Here is a 25,396-nt window from a genome sequence, read left to right as displayed (position 1 = left end):
GAGGCTCATTGACAGGTGGTTGCGGGATACGCCGCAGCGATGGTGCGAGTCACGGGCGACCCCGCGACGGAGGCGTCGGCACGGACGCTCACGACTCCCGCCGCGACGTTCGCGGAGCGGGTCGTGAACGCTTGAGCGACGGACTTTCCGGGTGCGACGGAGGCGAAGGACTTCTTCCCGAAAGGAGAATCCATCGTGATAGACATCGGAACCGCGTCGGTGTTGGTCGTCTGCACGGTCACCACCACCTTCTTCGCCACACACTTCGTGGTGGCGACGGCGGTGACGGCGAGCGAGGGGGCGGCAGGCTGATCCAAGACCACCATGAGCCAGCTCAGCTGGACGTCGGGTGCGCGGGTCTTGCTGAGGGTGAACGTCACCTGCCGATCGGCACCCACCGTGATGTTGCGGTAGCTCCCCGTGGCATCCGCCGCTCCATAGACATGCTCGGCCTCGACGACAGCACCATGGACTGTCGCCCGGGCTGCCCGGTCCGCCCACTGATCCCACGGGTCGGAGTAACCCGCATAGACGCTGTACGTGCCGGGAGCCAGATCACCGAAGCGGTACGTGAGGTCACGGCCGCTCACCGCGTAGCGCAGTGTCGAGAACATCGTTCCGTCGGCGGAGCCGTAGGGCTGGCTCCCTGCGCTCTCGTATCCCCACGACGCTCCGGATGCCGCGTCGACTCCGTACGGCTGCTCGGGGCGGCTGTTCAGGAGGGGTGCCTGCTGCGCGGCAGCCGACGTGAGAGCGGTCCAGTCAGACGTGGTCTGACCGCCGGCGTTCACCGCGTAACGCACCCCGTCGGGAACAACGGCGACCGTGCGCGTGAAGGTCCTCCCGCCGAAACCGGGCAGTGTCCCGGTCAGGGTGACGACGCCCGGAACGTCGAACGAGCCCGACGTCGCCCACTGCACCGCCTCCGTGCGGGTGGAGCCGTTCTGCGTCACCGTGACGGTGGAGACGTCGAACCGCTGTCCGAGTTTGAGCGTGGCGGGAACTCCAGACACCGTCCAGACCGCCAGCGGGTCGAGGTCCGACAGGGTCCATTCCTGTCTCACATCCACGGAAAGACTGTCCCCCCCTTCGCCCATCGCGATGGGCAACCAGACCATCTGCGCGTTCCGAAGGTCGGTGCCGCCGTTCCAGCGGTCGCCCATGTAGATGTACTTGCCGTTCTCGCGATCGACGGGGATGACGGACGACGGCTGGGAGTTCCACGAGTTGCTCTGGGCCGAGGCCGGGAACGGATCGCCCATCGTGGCCCACTCGCCCATGATGTTCGTGGCCGTTCCCCACCGCGACGGGTTGGGGTTCCACCCGGTCGTTCCCGAGGTGATGAGGAAGTACCGATCGTCGTGCCGGAAGATCGCCGGAGACTCCCGCGATTCGTTGACGAAGATGCGGTTGTAGTCGACGCCCTGGACGGCGCGGTCTGCCGGTGTCGCCAGGTCGGTGTAGTCGGCGTTGAGCTTGGAGATGAACATGGTGGCGTTCTCTTCGCTCGAGTAGATGATGTAGCCGGTTCCGTCGTCATCGACGAAGAGGTTCATGTCGCGCGCCATGCCCTTGTTGTCGGGCGCACGGTTCGGCGGCACCGCGTCTGCCGGCGCGTAGTTCAGCCGGTAGCTGTCGATGTAGCGGAACGGACCCTCAGGGGAATCCGCGATCGCGACGCCGGCGTTCGCCTTGGCGTACTGGGCGGTCGACGTGGCGGACGGGCCGTCCATGTGGGCCCACATGACCCATTTGCCCGTTGCCGCGTTGTAGATCACCTTGGGACGTTCGATGATCGGAGGAGTCGTGCCCGCAACCGGGACGGTTCCGAGATCCCGGTACACCGCGTCGCGCTGCGCCGGGGTGTAGGTGCCGTAGAGCGCCGAGAAGTAGGGCTTCTGGAAATCAGCGGTCGAGCTCAACGACCGCAGCGCGACCCCGCGGTCCTCCCAGTTGTAGAGATCGGTCGAGCGGTAGACGTGGACACCGGGAGATGAGAACGTGCCGTTCGCGCGGTCCTCGCCGTACAGGTAGTAAACCGTCCGCCCCTGCTCGTCCGTGGAGGGGACCACCTGGCCGCCGTGCGCCTGAATGACCTTGCCCTCGGTGTCGAGCCACTCCTGACCCGGGCGGAACGAGTCGTACACGGGGGTGGTGTCTGCCGAGGCGAGGGTCCACGACTGGTTCGCGCCCCAGTTCGATCCCCACAGGCCGACCGACGACCCCGTCGCGGTCTTGGCGTCCGCGACGTCGAGCACGTCTTCGCGGCCGGCGTTGAGAAGGGTGAAGGTCGTACCGTCCGTCGTGCTCAACAGCCACTGGAAGGTTGCATCTGCGGCGGCTTGCTCATCGCTGACCGTTCCGAACGCCGTACTCCCGCCGTTCGACTTCAAGGCCCGGCCGTCGGCCAGGCGAAGGGCGAAACGGTCACGTGAGGTGCCGGGGGCGTCGACCACCCGCGTCGCGGTCCAGCTCTGGGTAGCAGCCGCTTCGCTTCCGGGGGTGCCCAGGACGGCGCCCGACGAGGAAGCGGCGAGCGGCTTGGCGCTCTGAACGCCCGTGATGGTGTACGTACCGCCATCGCGCATCCCGGATGCGGAGTCTGAGACACCCGAGACGCCGGAGACGACGAGCGTCGAGACGGACTTGGCCGGCACGGTGACGACGGCCGTCCGTGAGGCGGCGTCGACGGGCACGGCGGCTCCGGCCACCAGTGCGTTCGCGGTGCGGTCATCGGACGGCGACTGCGTGGTCACGATCGGCGTCACCGTCGCTCCCGCACCGATCTGACCGAACCGCGACAGGTCGACCCGCACCGTGCGGGCGCTGTCACCGTTGTTCGTGTAGACGAGGGTCGCTCCCGACCCATCACCGTCGATTGCGGCCGTGGTGTCGCCGTCGTCGACGGCAACGAGCTGGTCTCCGGGCTCGATGTAGTGGGTGAAGTTGCGCAGCGTGTTGAACTTCGAGTTGACCTCGATGCCACAAGAGGGGTCGGCCTCACCGTCGGCGATGCGACGGGTCGAGTTTCCGTTGGCGTCGCAGTCGAAGTCGATGAAGACGGATCCCCAGTTCTTCTTTTCGACCTTCTCCATGTTGTAGAGGTCCTCGACCGGCTGCCACAGCACCCACGCCTCGGACTCGAGCTCGCGAAGATCGCCGGTGATCCGCGACGCGACACCGAGACCGTTCTCGATGGAGTCGGGGTTCCAGGAGTCGCCGCCCCAGTTCCCTTCGACCTCGCTCATCCACAGCGGCTTGCCGCTGGCCTTGGAGATGTCGCGGGCACGGTTGCGGTCTCCCGTGGAGTACGTGTGGACGTTCAGCTGGTCGACGGCGTCCTTCGTCTGCTGATCCCAGCCGTACCAGTCTTGGACGAAGCGGCTCGGGTTCGTCTCGTCGGGACCGGAGAGCTTGGCGGCGGTCGTCGCACCGGGCTCGGCGAGCTCCGCGGACATCGCCTTCAGAACCTGTGACTGCAGACCCGGACCGGCGTGGGCGCCCTCTTGTCCGCCGCGGTAGGGCCACCCGTTGTTCCCGAGTGTGGTGCTCCAGTAGTCGGTGTTGGGCTCGTTCAGAGGATCGATGCTGTCGAACCGGATGCCATGGGTGTCCTCGACGTGCTCGGTCACCGTTCGCAGGTAGGTGGCGAACTCGTCGACCGAGTCGGTGCGGATCTGGTCGGAGTTACCGTCGAAGCCACCGCTGACGAAACCACTGTTCGTCATGAAGTAGGGCGGTGAGTTGCTGAATGCTTCCCAGGTGTCGACGTCGTCTTTGATCGCATCCACCCACGCCAGCTGCGCAGAATCGGCGGAGAAATCGTAGTCGCTGGCATTCTCGCCGGTCCACGCGGCTCGGAACCGGTCGCGGTCCGCGAAGTTGGAGGAGATCGGGCCCTGAGCGTCGCTCAGGGGGGCCGAGGGGTTCCACCACCCCGGCACGGCTCCACCGGGGCGGAGGTAGCCCGGAACGTCGGATGCGTTCCCGCCGCCGATGTTGTATCGGGCGATGTTGAGGTTCAGGCCGTCGTCGCCGAACACGGCGTCGATGAGCTCGTTGCGCAGCTCCGTGGGATATCCGCCGGTGGCGTTCGCCATCCACACCAGGCTGGTCCCCCAGCCCTTGAACGGAGCGCCTGCGTAGGCGGGGTTCGGGGTGATGGTGCGATCCGGGGTCACGGCGAAAGCGCTGGGAGCGGTGGCGACAATGGTCCCCGCAACGAGTGTGGCGGTGGCCACTGCGCTTGTGGCGCGCAGGGCGTTGAGCCTCGACATTCTGGGCATCTTCATTGATTCCGTTCGTCCGCATGCTGCTTGCGTCATCAGAAGCTAGCAGATACATCCTACCTTATTGAGGGATTCACAGCGTCATTGCATGAACACCCTTAACTTCATGCGGCCCCGTCGAAACCGTCGACAAGATCAGTCCTATGTCTGTGAACACCGCTGCACCCGTACGCCAGTTCTCGTGCTCACTCGCTCAACGACGAGTCGCCCCGGAGGGGTCGCGTGATCGTGCACGGAGACGACCGGCTCTGACGGGCGTCAGCATCGGGCTCCCGCGCCGCCTGCGCGCACGCGGTGAGCCGCCGGCAGCAATGGGGGGAGGCGGCGGAGGACCGCCGCCTCCCCCTCACCGCATTACTTGTAGAGAACGGCCTGGATCTTCGGGTCGTCGATGTTGGTCGCGTCGTACCAGTAGAAGCCCGTGTCGATGGACTTCGGGAGGGACTCACCGCGGATGGCCTCGACGGCCGCCTTGACGGTCTCGTAGCCGATACCCACGGGGTTCTGCGTGATCGCGCCGAGCATCAGCCCATCGGTGATGGCATCCATCTGCGCCTCGCCCGAGTCGAAGCCGACGACGGCGAGGTCACTCGGGCTGAGGCTGAGTTCCTTGACCGCCTGGACGACGCCGATCGCCGAGCCCTCGTTGGTGCCGTAGATCCCCTTGAGGTCGGGGTTGGCGGCGATGATCGCCTTGGCAAGGTCAGCGGACTTGGCCTGGTCGCCCCCGCCGTACTGGATGTCGACGATCTGCACGCCGGGTGCATTCTCTTCGATGTAATCGACGAAACCGTCGCGCCGCTGCTGGCCGGTCAGAGAGGTCTGGTCGTGAGCGACGACCGCGACCTTTCCGGACCCGCCGATGGCTTCGACCAGGTGCTTCGCGGCCTCGGCCGCGGCGGCCGTGTTGTCCGTCGCGGCCGTCGTCAGCGGGATGTCACTGTCGACACCCGAGTCGAACGCGATCACCGGGATGCCGCTGTTCTGTGCCTGAGTCAGCAGAGGCCCGACGGCCTGGCTGTCCAGAGCGGCGATTCCGACCGCGGCGGGATTCTTGTCCAAGGCCGTCTGAAGCTGCTGAATCTGCTGGTCCACGTCGGCTTCGGTGTCGGGCCCCTCGAAAGTCACCTCGACGTCGAACTCCTCCGCCGCCTGCTCCGCGCCCGACTTGACGGCCTGCCAGAACTGGTGCTGGAAACCCTTCGAGACGAGGGCGACGTAGGGCTTGTCCCCGTCGCTACCGCCCGATGCCCCGGGTGCGCCGGACCCGGCGCAGCCCGACAGCGCGATTCCTAGAGCGGCCAGTGCCGCTACTGCGCCGATCGTTCGTTTGGTCCACATGTGATGTCACTCCTTTGTGCTTGGTGTCACGTTCGAAGACGAAAACCGTGTTCGAGGACGTTTCTCTGGATTGCGGGTTTTTGGGTACACGAAACGGACCTGACTCACGCCGGGGTGGTCAGAACGGGTCCTTCGCGACGGTCAGGCTCGTCGACGACGAAGCATGTCGAGATAGACAGCCACGAGAATGACGATGCCGACGGCAACGGACTGCCATTCCTGAGGCACGGAGATGATCCGTAGGCCGTTGGTCAGCACGGCCATGATGAGCGCACCGATGACAGTGCCGACGATGGATCCCTTGCCGCCTTGCAGCGACGTGCCGCCGATCACGACGGCGGCGATCGCCTCGAGTTCCAGCCCCATGCCGCCGGTCGGTTGGGCTGACGACAGTCGCGACGCCGAAAGAACTCCGGCGAGACCGACGAAGAGCCCGGCCATGGTGTAGATCAGAGTCTTCCATCGCCGCACATTCACTCCGGAGAGTGCGGTGGCCGCCTCATTGGAGCCGATCGAGAAGGTGTAGCGACCGACGATCGTCTTCGAGAGGAGGAACGCGGCGATCAGAATCATGACCACGAAGATCACCACGCCGAGCGGGAAGCGCACGCCCGGAATGATCGACAGGTTCATGATCGACTGGAAGTCGGGGTGATTGGGGAAGTAGATGGGCTTCGTCCCCGAGATCACGAGCGACAGTCCCGCGGCGACCAGCATCATGCCCAGCGTCGCGATGAAAGGGGGAATGCCGAGGAATGCGATGTTGGTGCCGTTGATGAGGCCGATGAGTCCGCCGAAGGCGATGGTCGCTGCAACGCCCAACCACAGTGGCCAGCCCCAGTACGTGAGAAAGACACCGCACATGACACCGCACAGGATCATTCCGGTGCCGATGGAGAGATCGATGCCGCCGGTGATGATGACGAACGTCGTTCCGAGCGCGAGAATGCCCGTCACCGTGGCGGCGGTGAAGATCGAGATCAGGTTGTTGGCCGTGAAGAAGTGCGGGCTGGCGACCGAGAAGAAGATGACGATCACCACGAGGCTCGCAGCCGCGAGGAGCTGCTGAAGCGACCCGCGGATCCGAGCGAATCGCGGCCCACGGGCCTGTACGGCCCGCACCGTGGTCGTGGACCTCGCTTCTTCGCGGGGGGGCGAGGATGGCACGGTCATCATGCGATGATCCCTTCGGCAGTGAATCGGGTGGCGTAGTCCATGAGGTTCTCTTGTGTGGCGTCGGCGTTGTCGAGGATCTTCACGAGGCGCCCCTGGGCCATGACCGCCACGCGGTCGGAGAGGCGGAGCACCTCCGGCAGTTCGGACGAGATCATGATGATCGCCTTGCCCTGATCGGCCAGCTGTCGCAGCAGGAGATAGATCTCCTCCTTCGCGCCCACGTCGATACCTCGCGTCGGCTCATCGAAGATGAGGACGTCGCAGTCCTTCACGAGCCACTTCGCAATCACCACTTTCTGCTGATTGCCGCCGGACAGGTTGCCCACGAGTTGCGCCGTCGACGGGGTCTTGATGCGGAGAGTGGAGACGTACTCTCGACCGGTCTTTTCGATCTTGCGCCCGTTGACCACTCCGAGCCCGCCGACGAAAGCAGGCAGCGATGCGAGGACGATGTTTTCTCGGACACTGCGCTCCAAGAGCACGCCGAGCTTCTTCCGATCTTCCGAGAGGTAGCCGATACCCCATCGCGCGGCGTCCGCAGGATTGCTGATCGACGCAACGCGGCCGTTCACCGTGATCGTGCCGCTCGTGGTTCGATCCGCACCGACGATCGCTCGCGCGACCTCCGTCCGACCGGCTCCCATGAGTCCCGCGAAACCGAGGATCTCGCCCTGGCGAACCTCGAAGCTCACATCGCGCAGAAGGTGCTTCGTCGACAGGCTCTCCACTGCGAGCGCGACAGGCGACTCATTCACGGTCGCCGACGGTCGCGCCTCGACCTGGATGGTTCGACCGACCATCATGGAGATGATCTCGCGCTGGTCGGTGGCCGCGGTGTCACGGGTGCCGATGTACTGACCGTCGCGGAGAACGGTGATCCGGTCGGAGATCCGGCTGAGTTCCGGCATCCGGTGGGAGATGTAGATCACACCCGTCTCAGGGGATCGGAATCGCTCGATCAACTCGAAGAGCACATCGACCTCGGCATCGTTCAGCGCCGCCGTGGGCTCATCCATGATGAGAACCTTCGCGTCGAAAGACAACGCCTTGGCGATCTCCACCATCTGCTGCCGAGCGACGGTCAACTGTTCGACGGGCTCGTCGGGATCCAGGTCGATGCCGAGTCGATCGAAGAGCGTCGACGCCCGCCGCGCGAGTGCACGGTTGTCGAGGAGCCAGCCCGCCCGGCGCGGTTCTCGGCCGATGAAGATGTTCTGGGCGACGGTCAGGTCAGGCATCAGGTTGAACTCCTGATGGATGATGCTGATGCCCATCTCCTGCGCGTGGCGCGGGTTCTGTGCGCGGAAGTCGCGACCATCGAGACGGAACGACCCGGAATCCGGGACGTAGATCCCGGCGAGCAGCTTCATCAGGGTCGACTTCCCTGCGCCGTTCTCACCGACGAGTGCGAGAACCTCTCCGTGGCGGAGGTCGAAACCCACGCCGTCGAGAGCCTTCACACCGGGGAAACTCTTGGAGATCCCTTCGGCTTCGAGAAGCAGTGTGGAGTTCATCGCGTTGCCTCCCTGTATGCCTCGATGTCGACCCACAGCTGGTCGGGCACGGGCGCCTCGAGGCGAGCCGCGTTCTCGGCGATCGCCTCGGCACGCGCCGATCCCACGACCACGGATGCCACGAGCGGGTGCCGCAGCGGAAACTGGAGTGCCGCCACGGGCAGCTCCACACCATGGGCCGCACAGATCTCGGCGATGTCACTCACGCGCTCGCGGATGCTGTCCGGTACCGCTCCGTAGTCGTAGGTGGCACCCGCTTGGGGCGTGGCCGTCGCGAGAAGGCCGGAGTTGTAAGGCGCCGCAGCCACGACGCGGGTTCCCTGTGAGGTGCAGGCCGGGAACAACTCCCGCTCCGCCTCCTGATCGAGCAACGTGTAACGCCCGGCGATCATCACGAGATCGAGGCTCGCCTCACGGACGGCGCGCGTGGCGGTCGCGGCGTCGTTGACACCGACACCGATCTGACGGACGAGCCCTTCGTCGCGAAGCGTATCGAGGGCGGGGAGCCCGGACGACAGGCCCGCCTCCAGGTCGTAGACGTCGGGGTCGTGGAGGAACAGGATGTCGAAGCTGTCGAGACCCGTGCGCTCCAGGGACGCCTCCAGGCTCTGGCGCACCCCGGAGATCGTCGGGTCGAAGCGTCGGACGAGATCGTCCGGCACATCGAATCCGTTGTCGAGGTCTGTGCCGCCCGCGAAAGAAGGATTCGGTTCGAGCAGGCGTCCGACCTTGGTGGAGATCACGAACTCATGCCGAGGCTTTTCCTTCAGGAATGCGCCGAGGCGTCGTTCCGAGAGACCGAGTCCGTAGTGCGGGGCCGTGTCGAAGTAACGGATGCCCGCCGCCCAGGCCTGCTCCAACGCATCGTGAGCCTGCTGGTCGGTGACCGCCCGGTAGAGGTTCCCAACCGGCGCTCCCCCGAAGCCGAGCCGACTCATGGGCGCGGTCATACGCGCACCTGCTCCGGCGTCCAGGTGTATTCGGCGATCGAGGCGCGCAACATCTCCGTGCCGGCTCCCGCCGCGATCGGTGCCATGTAGCGTCCCCGGCGGATCACGGTCGGGGTGACGAAATGCTCGTGCAGGTGATCGACGAACTCGATCATTCGCCCGTCCAGAGAACCGGAGACAGCGACGAAGTCGAACATCGAGAGGTGCTGGACCGCTTCGCACAGCCCGACGCCGCCCGCGTGCGGGCACACGGGTACCCCGAACTTGGCCGCGAGCAGAAGGTTGGCGATGTTCTCGGCCACCCCGCCGACCCGAGTCGCATCGATCTGCATCACGGAGATCGCACCCGCCTGCAGCATCTGCTTGAAGACCACACGGTTGGGCACGTGCTCGCCGGTCGCCACACGGATGGGCGCCACCGCGCGGGCGATCGCCGCATGTCCGAGGATGTCGTCGGGGCTGGTGGGCTCTTCGATCCACGCCGGGTCGAACTCGGCAAGCGCCGTCACCCAGTCGATCGCCTCCGCGACATCCCACCGTTGGTTCGCATCGATGGCGACGGGGAAGTCAGGACCGACGCACTCCCGGGCTATGCGCATCCGCCGCTTGTCGTCGTCCAGGTCGGCGCCCACCTTGAGCTTGATCTGGGGGAACCCGTCGGCGACCGCTTCCTTGCACAGCCGAGCGAGCTTCTCGTCCGAGTAGCCCAGCCATCCGGGCGTCGTCGTGTACGCCGGGTACCCGTGCTCGAGGAGCTGATCGATGCGCTCGGCCCTGCCGCTCTCTGCCGCGCGGAGGATGCTGAGCGCTTCCTCGGGCGTCAGCGCGTCGGACAAGTAGCGGAAGTCGACCAGCGAGACGATCTCCTCGCTCGTCAGCCGCGACAGATGCAGCCACAGCGGCTCACCCGCGCGCTTCGCGCGCAGATCCCAGAGCGCGTTGAGGACCGCGCCGACCGCCATGTGCATGACGCCCTTGTCGGGCCCGAGCCACCTCAGCTGCGAGTCGTCCATCAGCAGCCGAGCAGTGGCTGCCATGTCTTTCAGCAGCACGTCGAGGTCTTGCCCGATGAGGTGTCCGCGCGTCGCATCGATCGCGGCGACCTCCACATCGTTGCCTCGACCGATCGTAAAGACGAACGCGTGCCCCTCGAGGTGGTCAGCGGCATCCGTGTGAATGATCACGTACGCCGCCGAGTAATCGGGGTCGAGATTCATCGCGTCGGAGCCGTCAAGACTCAGGGACGTGGGGAATCGGATGTCGATCGTCTCGACATCGGTGATGACAGCCATGTCTTCCTCTCCGCCACCGACTATAAACATGGGATGTATGAAGGTCAAGTCGTCCCAGTTGTGGGACGATTGGCCCATCGGAGCACATCCGTGCTCCGCAGAGTTCCGACCTTAAGGAAGACTCGATTATGCGTTTCGCACGTCTGGGAAGCTTCGGCGATGAAGTTCCCGTTGTCATCGAAGACGATCGCGTCCTCGACCTCCGCCCGCTGACGCCCGACCTCGACGGGGCGTTCTTCGCCTCGGGCGGCATCGCCCGCGCGGCCGACGCCGTCGAACGCGGGATCCTTCCGGAGTTGCCCAGCGGTGGTCGAATCGGCGCTCCCATCGGACGCCCCTCGGCCGTGTACTGCGTCGGTATGAACTATGCGGCCCACGCCGCCGAGTCGGGATCGACGCCACCGGAGAACCTCGTCCTCTTTCTGAAAGCGCCCAACACGGTGGTCGGCCCCGACGACGACGTCGCGATCCCCCCGGGGAGCGTCAAGCTGGACTGGGAGGTCGAGCTGGGAATCGTCATCGGCTCGCGCGCGAGCTATCTCGACTCGCCGGAGAACTCGCGGGAACACATCGCCGGGTTCGTCCTGGCCAACGACCTCTCCGAGCGCGACTGGCAACTGTCTGTCTCGGGGGGCCAGTGGTCCAAAGGGAAGTGCGGACCGGGCTTCCTTCCCATCGGGCCGTGGTTGGTGACACCCGATGAGATCGACGCGGACGACGTGCGGCTGCGGTCGTGGGTCAATGGGGAACCTCGCCAGGATTCTCGTACCAGCGACCTCATCTTCGCGATCGACACCGTGGTGTGGGAGCTCAGCCAGTTCCTCGTCCTCGAGCCCGGTGACCTTATCCTCACCGGGACCCCAGAGGGTGTCGGCTTGTCGGGGAGGTTCCCGTACATCTCGCACGGCGACGTCGTCGAGGTGGAGATCGACGGGTTGGGCCGTCAGCGACAGACGTACGTCGGCTCGGACCGCCGCGGGACGAACCATGGCTGAGCCGCTCGAAGGGCTGGTCGCGATCGTCACCGGAGGCGCTTCCGGAATCGGCAGCGCCATCGCGCGCCGACTGATCGCCGATGGGGCGCGAGTGGCGGTGCTGGATCTGAACCCCGCGGGTGCTCCGTGGGCAGATCTCGCCGTGCACGCCGACGTCTCGAGCGACGGCAGCGTCACCGCTGCCATCGAGGATGTCGTTCGCGGCCTCGGGGGTATCGACATCGTGGTCAACAACGCCGGGATCGGGGCGCAGGGCGACATCGCGGCCAACTCGGACGACGAGTGGCATCGGGTCTTCGACATCAACGTCATCGGCATCGCGCGCGTGACCCGGGCGGCCTTGCCGTACCTACGTGCGTCATCCGCAGCGGCGATCTGCAACACCTCGTCGATCGCGGCTACCGCCGGCCTGCCCCAGCGGGCGCTGTACAGCGCTACGAAGGGCGCCGTGCTGTCGCTGACCAAGGCGATGGCCGCCGACCACCTCCGAGAGGGAATCCGCGTCAACGCCGTGAACCCCGGCACGGCCGACACCCCGTGGGTCCAACGACTCCTGGAGTCCGCCGCCGACCCGGAGGGCGAACGCGTTGCCCTCGCCGCCCGCCAACCCCACGGCAGACTCGTCTCCGCCGAGGAGGTCGCCGATGCGGTCGCGTACCTGGTCAGCCCCCGTGCGGGCTCGACGAGCGGGGTGGCGCTGGCTGTGGACGGTGGCATGCAGGCGCTGCGGATGCGACCCATCCCGTCACCGCAGCACTGACGAGATCGCCGCGATCACAGGTCGAGGAGCCGGCTCCGTCCCCCCGGGAGTGGCTTCCTTCGCGTGATCCTTCCGCGCGAGCGCCGGCCCGACGGAGCCATCAGAGCCGTCGGGCCGAAGCGCTTCTCATCGCGCCGGCGCAAGGCCGTAGAAGCGCTCGCCGACACCACCCGCGAGGAGATCCCACTCCTCGGGGGTGGGAAAGACCGCACGCCGGACTCTCTCGACCCACCCCGACGTCGTGGATCTTCCGCCGAGCACGGCGCTGACGGGCCAATCGCTTCCGATCATCGACCGCTCGACACCGAACGCCTCGACTGCCGCAGCGATGAACGCATCCGCGTTCGCGTCGAAGGACGCTTCGTCCGTCGACTCGGCCGCCAGACCCGAGATCTTGACCGTGACGTTGGGGAGCTCCGCGAGTCGCTGGATGGAGTCCTTCCACGCCAGTCCCTCGGCGCTCGCGATCCCCGCATCGACGGGGGGCTTGCCCAGATGATCGATGACGATCTTGGACCCTGGGCTCGACCGGGCGATCTCGAGGAAGGCGGGAAGCTGCCGATGCCGAACGCACGCATCGAACGTCCACCCTCGACGTGCAAGTTCTGCCAAGCCGGCGGAGATCGCGTCCACCCGCCAAGACTCCGCTGGTTCGGACTGCAGCTGATGGCGTACTCCGACGACCAGGTCGATCTGCGACAGCGCGTCGAGCTGACGCGGAACGTCGCCGCCGAGATCCACGCCTGCCACGATTGCCGCAAGCTCGGGCCACTCATTCTGCAGGCCGGCGATCCACTGCGCCTCACTCAGGCGGTCGGTAGGCGCCGCGTCTGCCTCGACCGCCACCATGCGTGTCGTCAGAGCATCAGCTCGGTCGATCTGGTGCGGCGCGCACACACGACCGAGGTCAGGGACCTCGGCAAGCCAGGGATAGGCGATGGTCGACCCACCCCAGACGTGCACATGGGTGTCAAGAAGTGTCGTCATGGCAGTCCGACCTCTCGCGAGCTGTGCAGGAGGCGACGCGCGATGATCGCGGTCCGAACCGACTCGGCTCCGCCGATCCTCATGCACCACTCGAGGACGCGTCGCGGATCCACTGCTCGATTCCCGCGATATGGGTCAGGCACAGCGCCGCCGACAGTTGTGCATCGCGGCGTCGCAGGGATTCCAAGATCGCCCGATGCTCGGCGATCGTCCGATCGACGGCGCCTTGCTGAGTAATCCCCCGCCAGATGCGCGCTCGCAGGGTGCTGCTCTGCATCGATTCCACCAGCCGGCTCAGATACTCGTTCCCTGCTGCTTCGACGATCCCTTGATGAAAGGCCAGGTCATGCTGCACCAAGTCTTCGATGGTCACGGTCTCGTCGATTTCGTTGAGGAGAGCGTCCAGTCGCGCGAGGTGCTCGTCGGTGAGACGGACCGCCGCGATGCTCGCGGCCGCGGGTTCGAGCATGCGCCGAACTTCGAACGCCTCCAGGATCGAGCGATCCGTGTGGAGGTCGACGACGAAGCTCAGAGCCTCGAGAAGCAGGCGCGGCTCCAGACTGGTCACGTACGTGCCGTCGCCACGCCTGACGTCCAAGACGCGGATGACTTCGAGCGCCTTGACCGCCTCTCGCAGAGAGTTGCGCGACACGCCGAGCTTCTCCCCGAGTTCCTTCTCGGGGGGAAGTCGATCACCGGGACCGAGCTCACCGGAGGTGATCATTCCCTTGATGCGGATGATCGCATCGTCCGTGACAGCCATCTACGAAGTCTAGACATGCGACGCGATCGAACCCACGCGGGGCGGTTGTCGGGCCACGAGGCGAATTGGCGGACCGCCCTATCATCGGGGGGTGACCGCCGACCCCACGTTCCGCACGCCGCTGGAAGCAGCCAACGATCCGCGCATCCTCATCTTCGGCCGGCTGATGGGCGCGGCGAATCGACTCGAATACATTCTCGGTCGCGACCTCGAATCCGAGACGGGCCTCAGCCACACCCTCTTCGAACTCCTGCTCATGGTGGGGCGCAGCGGAGACGGCGGGCTTCCTGTGCGCGACATCGCCCAGGGCAGGGTCCTCACCTCCGGCGGCGCAACCCGTCTCGTCCAGCGCGGGGTGGACCAGGGACTCGTCGCGCGCACCCCGTCGGAGACCGACGCACGCGTGCAGTTGATCACGCTGACACCCGCGGGACGCACCCTCTTACTGCGAGCGAGCGCGCTGCATGCTCGCAACATCGAGCGGCACATCGTCGACGTTCTCGGTGCCGACCAGGCGGCAGACTTCGCGCGTTCCGTTCGCGCCCTCAGCATCAGCGCCGCACGGTCTCTTCCCCCCATGCCATGACCCCGGGACCCCGGGGAACGTGCGGATCGATCCTGCGGGAATAGCTGACTAGTCAGCTATTGTTGAGAGGGTCACACCGCTCAACGGAGCGGATGACCCGGTGCGGTTTCCGGGTGCCCCTCAGGAAGGATCACTCACTGCCATGTCACTCACTTTCGAGGTCTTCGATCTGGACTTCCCGGTCGGATCGAAGAACAAGTCTGCTGTCCTCGTCACCGGCGAGACCGAGGCTGTCCTGATCGACGCCGGTTTCACGCTGGCTGACGGGCACCGCCTGGCTGCCGCCGTACTCGACTCCGGTAAGAAGCTCACGACGGTGTTCGTCAGCCACGCCGACCCCGACTATTACTTCGGCCTCGAGGTCCTCGCGGACGCCTTCCCGGATGCCGAACTGGTCGCCACCCCGATCGTGATCGAGCACATCGCGGCATCCTTCGAGGGCAAGCTGCGGGCGTGGGCGGCGCTCGGCGCGAACCTGCCGACCCGTCTCACCCCCCTGACCCCGTTCGAGGACGACGCCATCCACATCGATGGTGAGCGGCTCGAGCTCCGCGGCGGGTCGGCCCCGCTCTCAGACCGGCATTACCTGTGGCACGCGGAAAGCCGCACCGTCCTGGGTGGCGTTCTGGTCTTCCAGCAGGAGCACGTCTGGACCGCGGATACCGCCACCCCGGAACTCCGCACCGCCTGGATCACCGCCCTCGACGAGATGAAGAGCCTCGACCCGGCGGTCGTGATCGCCGGCCATCGACTCCCCGGAACGCCGAACGACGTCGGCGCGATCGACTACACGCGTGAATACCTCGCGAACTTCGAGAGTCTCGTCGTACCGTCTCCGGATGGCGCAGCCATCACCGCAGCGCTCGTCGATCGATACCCTGAGTCAGGCATGCTGATCGCGGCCCAGATCGGGCCGAAGGTTGCGAAGGGTGAGATGACATGGGGCTGAACACCGAATCCGATTTCGACACGTCGCCAGCGCCTCGCGACGTGGTGCGCCGTCAGTACCTCGCGTCGGCGGCGGGCGACCTCGAGGCGCTCCGCGCCACGATGGCCCCCGACGTCGAGTGGACCGAGATGGCGGGGTTCCCGCTCGCGGGCACGTATCGCACCCCTCACGGCGTCACCTCGAACGTGATGGAGATCCTGGGCAGGGATTGGGACGGATGGGCCGCCCACGACGACACCTATGTCGTCGACGGTGAGAACGTCGTCGTGCTGGCTCGTTACACTGCCACGAACAAGGCCACGAACAAGGACCTCGACGTGCGCGTTGCTCACCACTTCGTGGTGCGGGGCGGACTCATCGTGCGATTCGAGCAGTTCGTCGACACCGCGAAGGTCGCCGAGGCGGCCACGGCCGCCCTCCCCGCCTGAGCGCGCGGCCCGCGCCGGGGCGGCCAGGTCGAAACAACTGGTCACCCCGGCGTGCGGGGCGGTCCCGCCCTCGTCGCCCGTCGACCCGCAGGGCGACGAGGGCGCTGCCGCTTCGGGAGCGAAATCTCACGGATCGCGGGGGCGCGTCCCTGCTACCTCGGCGAGCAACGGATGCCGACCCGTCTTCCGTGAGCGAAGACGAGCAGTCTCGACGTCAGCGGTCGAATCGGTGACGACTGGCTTTGATCTCGGCCTGGTGTTCCAACGTCCAGGAAACGAATACTTCCAGAGGGTGGCGGAACGAAGCTCCCCGTGCGGTCAACTCGTACTCCACACGCGGCGGCGACTCCGGATAGCTGGTACGCGTCACCAGGCCATCGCGCTCCAACCGTCGCAGCGTCTGAGTCAACATCCGGTGCGAGACGCCGGACACGTTCGCCATCAATCTGGTGAATCGGACCGGACCGTCGGACAGCGCGCCGATGACACGCATCGACCAGCGGTCGCTCGTCATGGCCAGCATCTCGCGCACGAGGCCGTGCGCGTCGGTCTCATCGCAACGGGCCTGGATGTCGGCATCCGCGGCGACCGCCGATGGAGGGTTCGGCACGGGGATCACGTCGACCGTGCCTCCCCTCTCGCCCTGCGGACACGGGCGGGCGAGGTGTCCGACAGACGCACTGGGCGCCCGTGCGCGGTCGTCGCACCCGTGATCAAGACACGCTCGAGGCGGTCTTCGAGCTGATCGTCACGGGTGCGCTCGGGCCTCGGCCCCTTCGGCTGAGGATGAGTCACGAGACGGTGACCGAGTCGGCGCGCGCGGCGCGAACGATGGCTTCGATCTCGCGGGCGCCGATGTCGGCTCCGAACAACGGACGGCCGGGCTGGAGGATCGCACCCTCCGCGAGAGTTCCGATGTCGACGGGATCGAAGCCGAGTGCGTCGACGACGGCGGCGACGGCGCGACGGTCGGCGGGATCGTCGCCCGCGACCGCGATGCCTTTGCGGCCGGCCGCCCCCGCCGGACGGGGCTCCTCATCGAGGTCGTGGTAGCCCATGTGGTTGAAAGCCTTGACGACCCGTGATCCGCGGAGGTGATCGCGGATGATCTCGCTCGTGGTGGTGCGCGGATCGTTCAGATCGTCGCGTTCACCATCGACCTCCCACCAGTAGTTCATGGCATCGATGACGAGCTTCCCGCGGAGCGCCTCGACCGGCAGAGTGCGGTACTTGCCGAGCGGCAGAGCGAGGATCACGATGTCGCCTTGCGAAGCCGCGTCCGCGGAAGTGGTGGCCTCGGCACCGGGGGCGAGGACCTCGATGGTGAGAGCGATTGCGGAGGGGTCTCGCGATCCGCTGATCAGCACCCGGTAACCGGCGCTGAGGGCGAGTCGGGCGAGGACGGTGCCGACCTTTCCGGCGCCGAGGATGCTGATCGTCTCGGGGTGGACGACGGGGGTGGTGGTCATCGGATTCTTCTCTCAGCTGGCCAGGATGTCGCGGATCTGCGGGATGACGCGGGTGCCGTAGAGCTCGACGGCACGCATGCGGTCGCTCATCGGGATGGGCCCCGCGGAGTAGATGAGATCGAAACGACCGACACCGAGGGTCGTGATCGCCGATGCGATCCGCCGAGCGACGGTGTCGGGTGAGCCGACGTACATCGAGCCGTGCTCGACCTCCTGGTCGAACTCCTCCCGGCGTACCGGCGGCCAGCCCCGGAGGGCCCCGATCCGGTCGCGGACGATCTTGTAGCGCGGGAAGAAGATCTCGCGGGCTTCCTCGTCGGTGTCCGCGATGAAGCCGGGCGAGTGCATCCCGATCGGATGCGCGGTGGTGCCGAATTGCTCGGCCGCCCGCCTATAGAGGTCGGTGTACGGAGCGAATCGCTCGGGGCTGCCGCCGATGATCGCGAGCATGAGGGGAAAGCCGTACTTCGCGGTACGGATGACCGACTGCGGTGATCCACCCACCCCGACCCAGGTCGACAATCCGGACGCCGTCTTGGGGAAGACATCGGCGTTCGTCAACGCGGGACGTGTGGTGCCGCTCCAGGTGACGGGCGTCTCGGACAGCAGCTGCGAGAAGAGTCCGATCTTCTCCTCGAAGAGGGTGTCGTAGTCGCTGAGGTCGTAACCGAAGAGGGGGAACGACTCGGTGAAGGATCCGCGTCCGAGGATGACCTCGGCGCGGCCGTTCGAGAGCGCATCGACCGTGGCGAAGCGCTGGAAGACGCGCACGGGGTCATCGGAGCTGAGCACCGTGACACCCGAGGCCAGACGGATGCGACTGGTCTGGGTGGCGATGCCGGCGAGCACCGTCTCCGGGGTCGAGATGGCGTACTCGGGCCGGTGGTGCTCTCCGACCGCGAAGACGTCGACGCCGAGCTGATCGGCGAGAACGGCTTCGGCGACGACTTGGCGGATGGCTTCGGGATGGGTGGCGAGCGCCCCGGAATCGGTTTCCGGGATGTCGCCGAACGTGTCGAGTCCGAATTCGATGTCAGGCATGGAGTGCGTCTTTCGTGAGGAGTTCATCGAGGAGAGGGGCTACTTCGCGACCGAGGAGGTCGATGGTCTGTGCGCGGGCGTCGCGGGGAAGCCCGATGAGGTCGTACTTGAGGTCGAAACGGCTGAGATGCAGATCGCGAGCCATCGTGGCGATCTTCGTGGCGACGGTTTCGGGTGAACCCACGAACAGGGCACCGCTGTCGAGCTCGCGAGCGAAGCGCTCGCGTGTCGGAGCGTAGAAGCCGCGCTCGCGCGCGATGGTCTTCACCACGGGCTGCCACCACTCCCACCAGAGGTCCTGGGCTTCCTCGTCGGTTGGCGCGACGAGCCCCAGCGAGTGCTGGCCGATCGGCTGAGGCGCGTGCCCGAACTGCGCGAGGGCTCGTTCGTAGAGCTGCACGTTCCGGCTGAAGCGTTGCGGGATTCCGCCGATGATCGCCATCATCAGCGGCAGCCCGTGACGCGCAGCCCGGACGACGGAGTCCGGGGTCCCGCCCACACCGATCCACGTGGGGATGCCACCCTCCCGCATCCGAGGATGAAGAGTCTGACCGGTGAGCGCCGGTCGGGTCGACCCCGACCACGTGACCGGTCCCCCCTTCTGGAGCTGCATGAACAGGTCGAGCTTCTCGTCGAAGAGCGCCTCGTACTCGGCGACGTCGTAGCCGAAGAGAGGGAACGACTCGGTTGCCGACGCTCGCCCCAGCACCAGTTCGGCGCGGCCGTTCGACGCGGCATCCAGGGTCGAGAATTCGTGGAAGAGGCGCACGGGGTCGTTGGTGCTGAGCACCGTGACCGCCGTCCCCAGGCGGATGCGGCTGGTGACACCCGACATGGCGGCCAGCAGCACGGCCGTGGCCGAGTCCACCTGGTTGGTGCGGTAGTGCTCGCCGACGCTGAAGATGTCGAGGCCCACGTGCTCCGCCGCTTGCACCTCGTCGAGGAGAAGGCGCACCGTCTCGGCGTCGCTGAACATCCGGCCACCGTCGCTCGCCACATCCCCGAAGGAGTTCAGCCCCAACTCGATCCGATGACCGGTCATTCTCTTTCCCCGCTCCATGTTGTTGATGTGTCAATCATGCGATGATGTAGTTGACATGTCAACGAAGGGTCGGTCATGAGTATTCCCCCGTCCGCGCCGCGGCGTCGGCAGTCGCCCACGGCCGCAGAGCTGCGGGCCTGGAGGCTCTTCATCGAGACGTCCGAACAGGTGAAGAACGTCGTGGCCGCACGCCTGCAGAACGATGCCGGGCTGTCCACCGGCGACTACGGGGTTCTGCTCGCGCTCTCGGAGCATCCGGAGAAGCGGATGCGTTCGTCCCTGCTCGCGGAACACATCGGCTGGGAGCGCAGTAGGCTCTCGCACCATCTGGGTCGGATGGAGCGCCGGGGGCTCATTAACCGCGAGCCCGTCGCCGGCGACAGTCGAGGAGCGGAGATCGCGCTCACCGTCGTCGGGGCACAGCTCTTCCGCGCTGGTTCGGCGCCACACCTTCACGCGATTCGCGATGTCTTCTCACGGGCACTCTCTCCGGAGCAGCTCGCCTCGCTCGAGGACGTGATGCGGACGCTCCGAGAACACGTGGACGACCTGCCTCACTGAGGCTGCCCCGCCGGCACCGGTCGACCCGCATCTCCGCGATGTCGCTCCGGGCCGAGGCGGGACCGCGTGACGCACGGTACCCGGGACCGTAAAACCACGGGTTCGGTGGAGTACCGCCATCCGGCCGCGGCGCGTCGGGTGTACGCGCGGCCGGATGGCGACTCGAGGGCTACGCGGCAGCGACGCCAGCCCGAACGGTCTGCAGCGCCTTCGACCACGACACGAGCTGGTCGAGCATCGTGTCGACCTGCGGCAGCAGGTAGTCGTTCGGCTTGAACACCGAGAAGTTCTCGAACTCCGTCATCAGCGAGATGGCGACCTGGCCGCGCACCGTGGCGAGCTGCAGCTCGGAGGCGATGAGGCGGAGGTGTTCCACCGCGCGCGCCCCTCCGACGCCGCCGTAGCTGACGAACGCGGCAGCCTTGTTGTTCCACTCGTTGTACAGGTAGTCGAGGGCGTTCTTCAGCACACCCGACGTGGAGTGGTTGTACTCCGGCGTGACGAAGACGTAGCCGTCGAAAGCGGCGATCCTCGCCGACCAGGCCTTGGTGTGCTCGTTCTGGTAGGCGCCGTACGCGGCGGGGCCGGGCTCGTCGAGGTGGGGAAGCGGGTAGTCGGCAAGGTCGACGAGCTCGAACTCGGCGTCCGTGCGACGCGAGGCGATCTCCTCTACCCACCTGGCGACAGCCTCACCGTTACGGCCCGGGCGGGTGCTGCCGAGGATGATGGCGATCTTCGTCATTGTGTCTCTCCTTCTGAACGCGGACGGGGCGTTGTCCCGACCGTCCCCCTCCCAGAACGCGCTCTCGCAGGGTTTACTCCCGCCCCCCGCCTCGCACTTTGAGGTGCGTCACGCACTTCCGAGGAAGTCTTGCCGTATGGCGCAGCCCACCCGCACGGGCCACCGGGGAGCTACGACGCGCGGTAGCCGATCACCGTCGCCATGCCGGATTCCGCGTGGTAGAGGTTATGGCAATGCGCGAGCCAGACGCCGGGATTGTCGGCGTCGAATTCCACCGTGAGGGTCTGCCGGGGCAGCACGATGGACGTGTCCTTTCGGGGGCCGCCCTTTGCGTGCTGATACGTATGGCCGTGCAGGTGAAAGGGATGCCACATGTCGGTGCTGTTGGCGACCTGGAGCTGAACGCGCTCGCCGGCCCGAACCTCGTGCGCCGCGGTGAGTGGTCGGTCCATATCGAAACGCTTGCCGTCGATGCCCCAGTCGTATTTCTCCATCCCTCCCGTCAATGTCAGAGCGATGGTGCGATCCGGCGCTCGCGCAGGAAGGCCCGCGCCCGACGCAGCCGTCAGGACGTCCGCGACTCCCACGCGACCCCCACTCAGTTCGGACATGCTTTCCGGGGCGGCGGGAGCCTCCCCTCCGCCCGTTCGGACCAGGGCGAATGCGCGGTCGCGTTTCCCCTCCGCGAAAGCGACCAGGGGGAACACCCCATCGCCCAGAGTGATGATCGCGTCATACCGTTCACCCATTCCCAGCAGAATGCTGTCGACCACGGTCGGATCCACCGGAAACCCGTCAGTGTGGGTGACGGTGAGCGAGTGACCACCAACAGCGAAGCGGAAAGCGGTGTCGCCGCCCGCGTTGATGATCCGCAGTCGGATCCGGCTCCCCGGCCTCGCGACAAACTGGGCGGGGTCAGTGGGGGGTTTCCCGTTCACGAGATAATGCGGGTAGAAGACGTCGCCGGCGTCACCGGCAAGCAGGTCGGACGTGGCACCCATCAGGGTGTTTCCCATCCGCATGAACATGTCGCCCATCCCTCCCCCGCTGCCCATTCCCGCGGAAAGGTCCGCGAGGACGCCGTCCGGTGTCGCAGTGACACCGTCGAGCCAGTCATCGAGAACGATGACCCATTCATCGTCATATGCACCCGGCTCGGACGGATCCTCGATGATCAGCGCGCCGTACAACCCGCGATCGAGTTGCGTGCCGACGTGAGAGTGGAACCAGTACGTTCCTGGATCGGGTGCGCGGAACCGATACTCGAAGTCCCCACCGGCACCGATGGGCTGCTGAGTGAGCGGTGAGACACCGTCCATGTCGTTGCGGAGCGCGAGGCCGTGCCAGTGAACGGACAAGTCGGCCTCGAGTCGATTGCGGACGGTCGCCGCCACCGTGTCACCGGCGCGCAGCCGTACCACCGACGCCGGGCCGGAATCGAAAGCCCAGGTCGCCGCAGGGCTTCCCGCCAGGTCCCAGACCGTCTGAGCTGCCGTCAACGTAACGCTGGTCGCTCGGCCGCTGTTCTTCCGGCGCCGTTCTCGGTCCTCCACCTCGGGCCCGTCAGGGCGAACCCAGTTCGCCCTCGGCGTGCACGACGCCAATCCGACAGCTGCAACGGCGCCCACGCCCACTCCGAGGAAGCCGCGCCGGCTCAGTTTCACGCTGTCGCCCCTCACAATCGAGAGCTTGCGTCGTCAGCCCGCGCGTCGTTCACGGGGATACCTACGTCTGAGACCGGGTGAGGAGTGGGGGTCGATCGAGGAGAGATACCGCGTAGAAGTGTCATGAGCTCTTTCTTCGCTGATGAGAGGAGAGGGGCACCGTGAGCACCCCCGGTGATGACCGCCGAACGACTCGTGGACGCGTGACCGGAGACCTTCCGTCGTCGCACGGGGGCGGTGCTCCCGGACAGGGGCTGTAGATGGGCACCTCGGCCCCCGTCCGGGCGGCCACGTCAGACTGTGACCCTTCAGAGGGTGGCGCGGATCTCCCTCATCACGGCGATCTCCGCTGTCTGACCGTCGATGATGTTCTGCGCGAGGGCGGCGACGTCGGGATCCTTCCCCTCGGCGAGGATCGATTCGGCCATCGTCACCGCGCCCTCGTGGTGCGCGATCATGCCGTCCAGGAACAGGCGGGCAGCGTCGTTTCCGGTCGCTGTGTCCAGAGCAATCATGTCGTCGGCCGACATCATGCCGTCGGCCATACCTTCCATTCCCGACGACGACTCGGCGGCGGCGACGCCCCATGTCTCCAGCCAGCCGCGCATGGTGCGGATCTCCGGCCCCTGGGCGGCCGTGATCCCCTCTGCCAGGGTGACCACTCGTCCGTCGACGCCGGTTTTCGAGAGGATCTGATCGGCCATTTCGATGGCCTGCTCGTGGTGCGGGATCATCATCGTCACGAACATCTCGTCCGCCGCGTTCCACGTTGCCGCGCTCTGCGACGGAGCGGTGCTCGTCATGGCGCCGGAGCCGTGGTCCATGCCGGGCATTGTTGCATCTGCGGGCGCGCAGCCGGAAAGCGCCAGGAGGGTCGCAGCGGTGCCGGCGACTACGGTGAGGGTACGAAAACGCATCAGGTGTGTCCTATTCTGCTCAGTCGGTGGGGTTCTGATTCATCGCCCAGGAGGGCGGAGCGAGCGTGCCGACGACGGTCGTCGGGATGCCGTGGAATCAGGTCCGGCTGATGCAGAGGACGAGCAGCGAGGGCGGGCGGGGCCGCCGCAGAGCGGCGAGCAGAACCCGTAGCGGAAGGCGCAGAGTGCACAGGGGGCGCGTGCCGGATGTCCGAAGACCCGCGGCGAACACCATGACCAGGGCGGTGAGCAGCGCCAGCACGCACGTCATCATCAACATCGAATGATCTGGCATGCCCGAAGGGTCGTCGCACTCGCCCGGAGAGCAGGCCGCACCGCCCCCTTCGGCCGCTACCGGTCTCGTCGGGCTCGCGCCAACGAGCGGGGAGTCGAGGTTCGTTCCCGCCGCGCTCATCGCCGTGATCGCCGTGCCGTGCGCGGGGTCGTGGGGCGCGGGGTCGTGAGGAGCCGTCAGCACGTGCATGGACAGCAGCCCGGCGATGATGGCGAGAGCCACGGGAACGGCCAGGACGAGCCGCGCCGCACCGAAGCCCCGACGTACGAGCTCGCTCATCACTTTCATGACGACCTCCTCCCGCCGATGGACGTGGGCCTGAGTCAAGATGACAAGGCCTGCTCGCGTCGGTGAACGCTCTTCCCGTAACCGTATACCCACGGGGGGTATGCCATGAACCTTACGCGGTGAGGCGGACCAGGGTGCCGAAGCATCCCCGCGTTGCACCTGTTCGGCGCGGACCGAAGGACGTCCCCGGTCTGCAGGGGGTAGCTGGAGAGATCGACCCGATTCCGTGTGACACCTTCGGTCACGGAGGTCACTTTCCCGTCAGGCGAGCATCGGCTCTGGTGGCGCTGCGGCTTCCGGGTCGAGCGCGCCCGAGAAGGCGGAGCCTTCTCCGGTAAGGACTGCGACGTGGCGGGGACGCCGGTCGACGGTGAAGCCGAAAACGTCGGGGCGGCTGTAGTGCCCTACGGGATCAGCGAAGGTCTTCGCCATCGCGATGGCACCGAGATCGATGTCCGCCACGATGAAACCCTCTTGGTCCGTCGGAAGGGGATCGCCGAGAGGTCCACCGTCGGGACCGAAGATGCGTGCATAGCCGCCACCGCCGTCGATGATCGGCGACGGCGATCCGTTCACCAGGAACTGTTGCGCGCCTTCTTCCGAGATCATCTGGCACGACGCGAGCACGAATGCGCTGCCCTCGATGGCATACGTTCGGGTCACGGCCAGGCACGCTTCCGCGCCCAGGCTGGGATGTTCCTGGAAGATCCCGAAGCACGGCCAGCCGGCGACGTGCACCTGCTCGTGCTGGGCATACAAGGCGAACTTCACCAAGGGTTGGATGTGCTCCCAGCAGTTGAGGGCGCCCATCCGACCGAAAGGTGTGTCGACGACCTGCAGCCCAGACCCGTCCGACTCGCCGAACAGGGTCCGCTCGGCATGGGTCGGCTTCAGCTTGCGTCGGTGGAGCAGGATCGTCCCGTCGGCACTGATGATGGCCTGTGACATGTAAAGCGATCCTTGGTCACGTTCGCTGAAGCCCAGCACCACGCTCACTTTTCTGCGTGCAGCGGCTTCCCGGATGCGGGCGAGCTCCGGCCCGTCGATCCGGGGCGAGTTGCGGTGGTAGCGGTCGATGGATGCCAGTTGTTCCGGCACCGGGTGCGACCAGAGAAAGATCGGATACCCGGGCAACCATGTCTCCGGGAACGCGAGCAACTCCACGCCCGCCGCCGCCGCTTCCTCGATCATCGAAACTGTCTTCTCCGTCGTAGCTGCGAGGTCGAACCACACTGGTTCGGCTTGCACAGCAGCTACTCGCATCGTTTCACTCATCCGTGTCTCCTCCGGCCTGCTTCGATCGTAGGAGCGGTCGCACGCAGCAAGAGAGGCAAAAACCGCAGCCCA

23 protein-coding genes are annotated in these 25,396 nt (G+C 66.3%); 6 read left to right on the top strand and 17 right to left on the bottom strand.

The genetic code is table 11. The annotated features are described in order from the left end of the window. Positions 1 to 5: 5 nt before the first annotated feature. From ASF76_RS10045 to ASF76_RS10020, 6 genes are all read right to left on the bottom strand, one after another. Positions 6 to 4,277: a family 43 glycosylhydrolase gene (locus ASF76_RS10045; RefSeq protein WP_082484977.1), complete on the bottom strand. Its 4,272-nt coding sequence runs from the start codon at positions 4,275 to 4,277 to the stop codon at positions 6 to 8. A gap of 366 nt (positions 4,278 to 4,643) precedes the next feature. Beyond that, the gene (locus ASF76_RS10040; RefSeq protein WP_055956810.1) at positions 4,644 to 5,630 is read right to left on the bottom strand and encodes an ABC transporter substrate-binding protein; all 987 of its coding nucleotides are present in this window, start codon (positions 5,628 to 5,630) and stop codon (positions 4,644 to 4,646) included. A gap of 141 nt (positions 5,631 to 5,771) precedes the next feature. Beyond that, positions 5,772 to 6,797, bottom strand: coding sequence for an ABC transporter permease (locus tag ASF76_RS10035; protein ID WP_235561281.1), 1,026 nt, complete (start codon positions 6,795 to 6,797; stop codon positions 5,772 to 5,774). 5 nt (positions 6,798 to 6,802) lie between these two features. Further along, on the bottom strand, positions 6,803 to 8,320 hold the full coding sequence (locus ASF76_RS10030; protein WP_055956807.1) for a sugar ABC transporter ATP-binding protein: 1,518 nt from the start codon (positions 8,318 to 8,320) through the stop codon (positions 6,803 to 6,805). Then, positions 8,317 to 9,258 carry an aldo/keto reductase gene (locus ASF76_RS10025; RefSeq protein WP_235561280.1) on the bottom strand — a complete coding sequence of 314 codons (942 nt, stop codon included), beginning with the start codon at positions 9,256 to 9,258 and terminating at the stop codon, positions 8,317 to 8,319. Before ASF76_RS10025 ends, ASF76_RS10030 begins: the two co-directional genes overlap by 4 nt. A gap of 8 nt (positions 9,259 to 9,266) precedes the next feature. Further along, on the bottom strand, positions 9,267 to 10,562 hold the full coding sequence (locus ASF76_RS10020) for an enolase C-terminal domain-like protein (protein ID WP_055956801.1): 1,296 nt from the start codon (positions 10,560 to 10,562) through the stop codon (positions 9,267 to 9,269). A gap of 128 nt (positions 10,563 to 10,690) precedes the next feature. Between ASF76_RS10020 and ASF76_RS10015 the strand changes: the two genes are divergently transcribed. Then, positions 10,691 to 11,557, top strand: a complete 867-nt coding sequence (locus ASF76_RS10015) for a fumarylacetoacetate hydrolase family protein (RefSeq protein WP_055956798.1) — start codon at positions 10,691 to 10,693, stop codon at positions 11,555 to 11,557. Then, entirely contained in the window at positions 11,550 to 12,317 is a 768-nt protein-coding gene (locus ASF76_RS10010; RefSeq protein ID WP_055956795.1) for an SDR family NAD(P)-dependent oxidoreductase, read from the top strand. Before ASF76_RS10015 ends, ASF76_RS10010 begins: the two co-directional genes overlap by 8 nt. Before the next feature lie 126 nt (positions 12,318 to 12,443). Here ASF76_RS10010 and ASF76_RS10005 read toward each other — a convergent pair whose 3' ends face one another. Then, on the bottom strand, positions 12,444 to 13,304 hold the full coding sequence (locus ASF76_RS10005; protein WP_082484976.1) for an amidohydrolase family protein: 861 nt from the start codon (positions 13,302 to 13,304) through the stop codon (positions 12,444 to 12,446). Positions 13,305 to 13,383: 79 nt separating this feature from the next. Further along, positions 13,384 to 14,067, bottom strand: a complete 684-nt coding sequence (locus tag ASF76_RS10000; RefSeq protein WP_055956788.1) for a FadR/GntR family transcriptional regulator — start codon at positions 14,065 to 14,067, stop codon at positions 13,384 to 13,386. A gap of 91 nt (positions 14,068 to 14,158) precedes the next feature. Here ASF76_RS10000 and ASF76_RS09995 point away from each other — a divergent pair, with 91 nt between their 5' ends. The 3 genes from ASF76_RS09995 (at position 14,159) to ASF76_RS09985 (ending at position 16,030) form a co-directional block, all read left to right on the top strand. After that, the gene (locus ASF76_RS09995) at positions 14,159 to 14,653 is read left to right on the top strand and encodes a MarR family winged helix-turn-helix transcriptional regulator (RefSeq protein ID WP_055956784.1); all 495 of its coding nucleotides are present in this window, start codon (positions 14,159 to 14,161) and stop codon (positions 14,651 to 14,653) included. Positions 14,654 to 14,795: 142 nt separating this feature from the next. After that, positions 14,796 to 15,602: an MBL fold metallo-hydrolase gene (locus ASF76_RS09990; protein ID WP_055956781.1), complete on the top strand. Its 807-nt coding sequence runs from the start codon at positions 14,796 to 14,798 to the stop codon at positions 15,600 to 15,602. Continuing rightward, entirely contained in the window at positions 15,593 to 16,030 is a 438-nt protein-coding gene (locus tag ASF76_RS09985) for a nuclear transport factor 2 family protein (protein ID WP_055956778.1), read from the top strand. Before ASF76_RS09990 ends, ASF76_RS09985 begins: the two co-directional genes overlap by 10 nt. A 214-nt stretch (positions 16,031 to 16,244) precedes the next feature. On the opposite strand, the gene ASF76_RS09980 is transcribed toward ASF76_RS09985, so the two are convergent. The 4 genes from ASF76_RS09980 to ASF76_RS09965 all read right to left on the bottom strand — a co-directional run bounded on the left by ASF76_RS09980 (position 16,245) and on the right by ASF76_RS09965 (position 19,582). Then, positions 16,245 to 16,649 (bottom strand): winged helix-turn-helix transcriptional regulator, encoded by a 405-nt coding sequence (locus ASF76_RS09980; RefSeq protein WP_055956775.1) that lies wholly within the window; start codon positions 16,647 to 16,649, stop codon positions 16,245 to 16,247. A gap of 172 nt (positions 16,650 to 16,821) precedes the next feature. Then, a complete protein-coding gene (locus tag ASF76_RS09975; protein WP_055956772.1) occupies positions 16,822 to 17,499 on the bottom strand; it encodes an NADPH-dependent F420 reductase in 678 nt (225 codons plus the stop codon). A gap of 12 nt (positions 17,500 to 17,511) precedes the next feature. After that, on the bottom strand, positions 17,512 to 18,540 hold the full coding sequence (locus ASF76_RS09970) for an LLM class flavin-dependent oxidoreductase (RefSeq protein WP_055956770.1): 1,029 nt from the start codon (positions 18,538 to 18,540) through the stop codon (positions 17,512 to 17,514). Continuing rightward, entirely contained in the window at positions 18,533 to 19,582 is a 1,050-nt protein-coding gene (locus ASF76_RS09965) for an LLM class flavin-dependent oxidoreductase (protein WP_055956767.1), read from the bottom strand. The genes ASF76_RS09970 and ASF76_RS09965 overlap by 8 nt, the downstream gene beginning before the upstream one ends. 75 nt (positions 19,583 to 19,657) lie before the next feature. On the opposite strand from ASF76_RS09965, the gene ASF76_RS09960 reads away from it, so the two are divergent. Then, on the top strand, positions 19,658 to 20,143 hold the full coding sequence (locus ASF76_RS09960; protein ID WP_055956764.1) for a MarR family winged helix-turn-helix transcriptional regulator: 486 nt from the start codon (positions 19,658 to 19,660) through the stop codon (positions 20,141 to 20,143). A 169-nt stretch (positions 20,144 to 20,312) separates the two neighbouring features. Here the strand turns inward: ASF76_RS09960 and ASF76_RS09955 are convergent, their stop codons facing one another. The 5 genes from ASF76_RS09955 to ASF76_RS09935 all read right to left on the bottom strand — a co-directional run bounded on the left by ASF76_RS09955 (position 20,313) and on the right by ASF76_RS09935 (position 25,324). Further along, positions 20,313 to 20,885, bottom strand: coding sequence for an NADPH-dependent FMN reductase (locus ASF76_RS09955; protein ID WP_055956762.1), 573 nt, complete (start codon positions 20,883 to 20,885; stop codon positions 20,313 to 20,315). Between the two features lie 170 nt (positions 20,886 to 21,055). Continuing rightward, positions 21,056 to 22,549, bottom strand: coding sequence for a multicopper oxidase family protein (locus tag ASF76_RS09950; protein WP_055957220.1), 1,494 nt, complete (start codon positions 22,547 to 22,549; stop codon positions 21,056 to 21,058). Between the two features lie 308 nt (positions 22,550 to 22,857). Beyond that, positions 22,858 to 23,466, bottom strand: coding sequence for a DUF305 domain-containing protein (locus ASF76_RS09945; RefSeq protein WP_055956759.1), 609 nt, complete (start codon positions 23,464 to 23,466; stop codon positions 22,858 to 22,860). 97 nt (positions 23,467 to 23,563) lie between these two features. Next, positions 23,564 to 24,049: a DUF6153 family protein gene (locus tag ASF76_RS09940; protein ID WP_055956755.1), complete on the bottom strand. Its 486-nt coding sequence runs from the start codon at positions 24,047 to 24,049 to the stop codon at positions 23,564 to 23,566. A gap of 261 nt (positions 24,050 to 24,310) precedes the next feature. Continuing rightward, a complete protein-coding gene (locus tag ASF76_RS09935) occupies positions 24,311 to 25,324 on the bottom strand; it encodes a carbon-nitrogen hydrolase family protein (RefSeq protein WP_082484974.1) in 1,014 nt (337 codons plus the stop codon). Between the last annotated feature and the right edge of the window lie 72 nt (positions 25,325 to 25,396).

It is taken from the genome of Microbacterium sp. Leaf151, from assembly GCF_001424225.1.
GTDB lineage: Bacteria > Actinomycetota > Actinomycetes > Actinomycetales > Microbacteriaceae > Microbacterium.
Note: the sequence above shows the minus strand (reverse complement) of the source record. Positions and strands in the feature narration are given on the sequence as shown.

Excerpts from the sequence above, each read along its gene's own strand:
- ASF76_RS10020 (WP_055956801.1), bottom strand. The coding sequence starts at position 10,562 with ATGGCTGTCATCACCGATGTCGAGACGATCGACATCCGATTCCCCACG.
- ASF76_RS10040 (WP_055956810.1), bottom strand. The coding sequence starts at position 5,630 with ATGTGGACCAAACGAACGATCGGCGCAGTAGCGGCACTGGCCGCTCTA.
- ASF76_RS10025 (WP_235561280.1), bottom strand. The coding sequence starts at position 9,258 with ATGAGTCGGCTCGGCTTCGGGGGAGCGCCGGTTGGGAACCTCTACCGG.
- ASF76_RS10005 (WP_082484976.1), bottom strand. The coding sequence starts at position 13,304 with ATGACGACACTTCTTGACACCCATGTGCACGTCTGGGGTGGGTCGACC.
- ASF76_RS09935 (WP_082484974.1), bottom strand. The coding sequence starts at position 25,324 with ATGAGTGAAACGATGCGAGTAGCTGCTGTGCAAGCCGAACCAGTGTGG.
- ASF76_RS09955 (WP_055956762.1), bottom strand. The coding sequence starts at position 20,885 with ATGACGAAGATCGCCATCATCCTCGGCAGCACCCGCCCGGGCCGTAAC.
- ASF76_RS10010 (WP_055956795.1), top strand. The coding sequence starts at position 11,550 with ATGGCTGAGCCGCTCGAAGGGCTGGTCGCGATCGTCACCGGAGGCGCT.
- ASF76_RS10000 (WP_055956788.1), bottom strand. The coding sequence starts at position 14,067 with ATGGCTGTCACGGACGATGCGATCATCCGCATCAAGGGAATGATCACC.
- ASF76_RS09965 (WP_055956767.1), bottom strand. The coding sequence starts at position 19,582 with ATGACCGGTCATCGGATCGAGTTGGGGCTGAACTCCTTCGGGGATGTG.
- ASF76_RS09985 (WP_055956778.1), top strand. The coding sequence starts at position 15,593 with ATGGGGCTGAACACCGAATCCGATTTCGACACGTCGCCAGCGCCTCGC.
- ASF76_RS09960 (WP_055956764.1), top strand. The coding sequence starts at position 19,658 with ATGAGTATTCCCCCGTCCGCGCCGCGGCGTCGGCAGTCGCCCACGGCC.
- ASF76_RS09970 (WP_055956770.1), bottom strand. The coding sequence starts at position 18,540 with ATGCCTGACATCGAATTCGGACTCGACACGTTCGGCGACATCCCGGAA.
- ASF76_RS10030 (WP_055956807.1), bottom strand. The coding sequence starts at position 8,320 with ATGAACTCCACACTGCTTCTCGAAGCCGAAGGGATCTCCAAGAGTTTC.
- ASF76_RS09945 (WP_055956759.1), bottom strand. The coding sequence starts at position 23,466 with ATGCGTTTTCGTACCCTCACCGTAGTCGCCGGCACCGCTGCGACCCTC.
- ASF76_RS09975 (WP_055956772.1), bottom strand. The coding sequence starts at position 17,499 with ATGACCACCACCCCCGTCGTCCACCCCGAGACGATCAGCATCCTCGGC.
- ASF76_RS10015 (WP_055956798.1), top strand. The coding sequence starts at position 10,691 with ATGCGTTTCGCACGTCTGGGAAGCTTCGGCGATGAAGTTCCCGTTGTC.
- ASF76_RS09990 (WP_055956781.1), top strand. The coding sequence starts at position 14,796 with ATGTCACTCACTTTCGAGGTCTTCGATCTGGACTTCCCGGTCGGATCG.
- ASF76_RS09940 (WP_055956755.1), bottom strand. The coding sequence starts at position 24,049 with ATGAAAGTGATGAGCGAGCTCGTACGTCGGGGCTTCGGTGCGGCGCGG.
- ASF76_RS10045 (WP_082484977.1), bottom strand. The coding sequence starts at position 4,277 with ATGTCGAGGCTCAACGCCCTGCGCGCCACAAGCGCAGTGGCCACCGCC.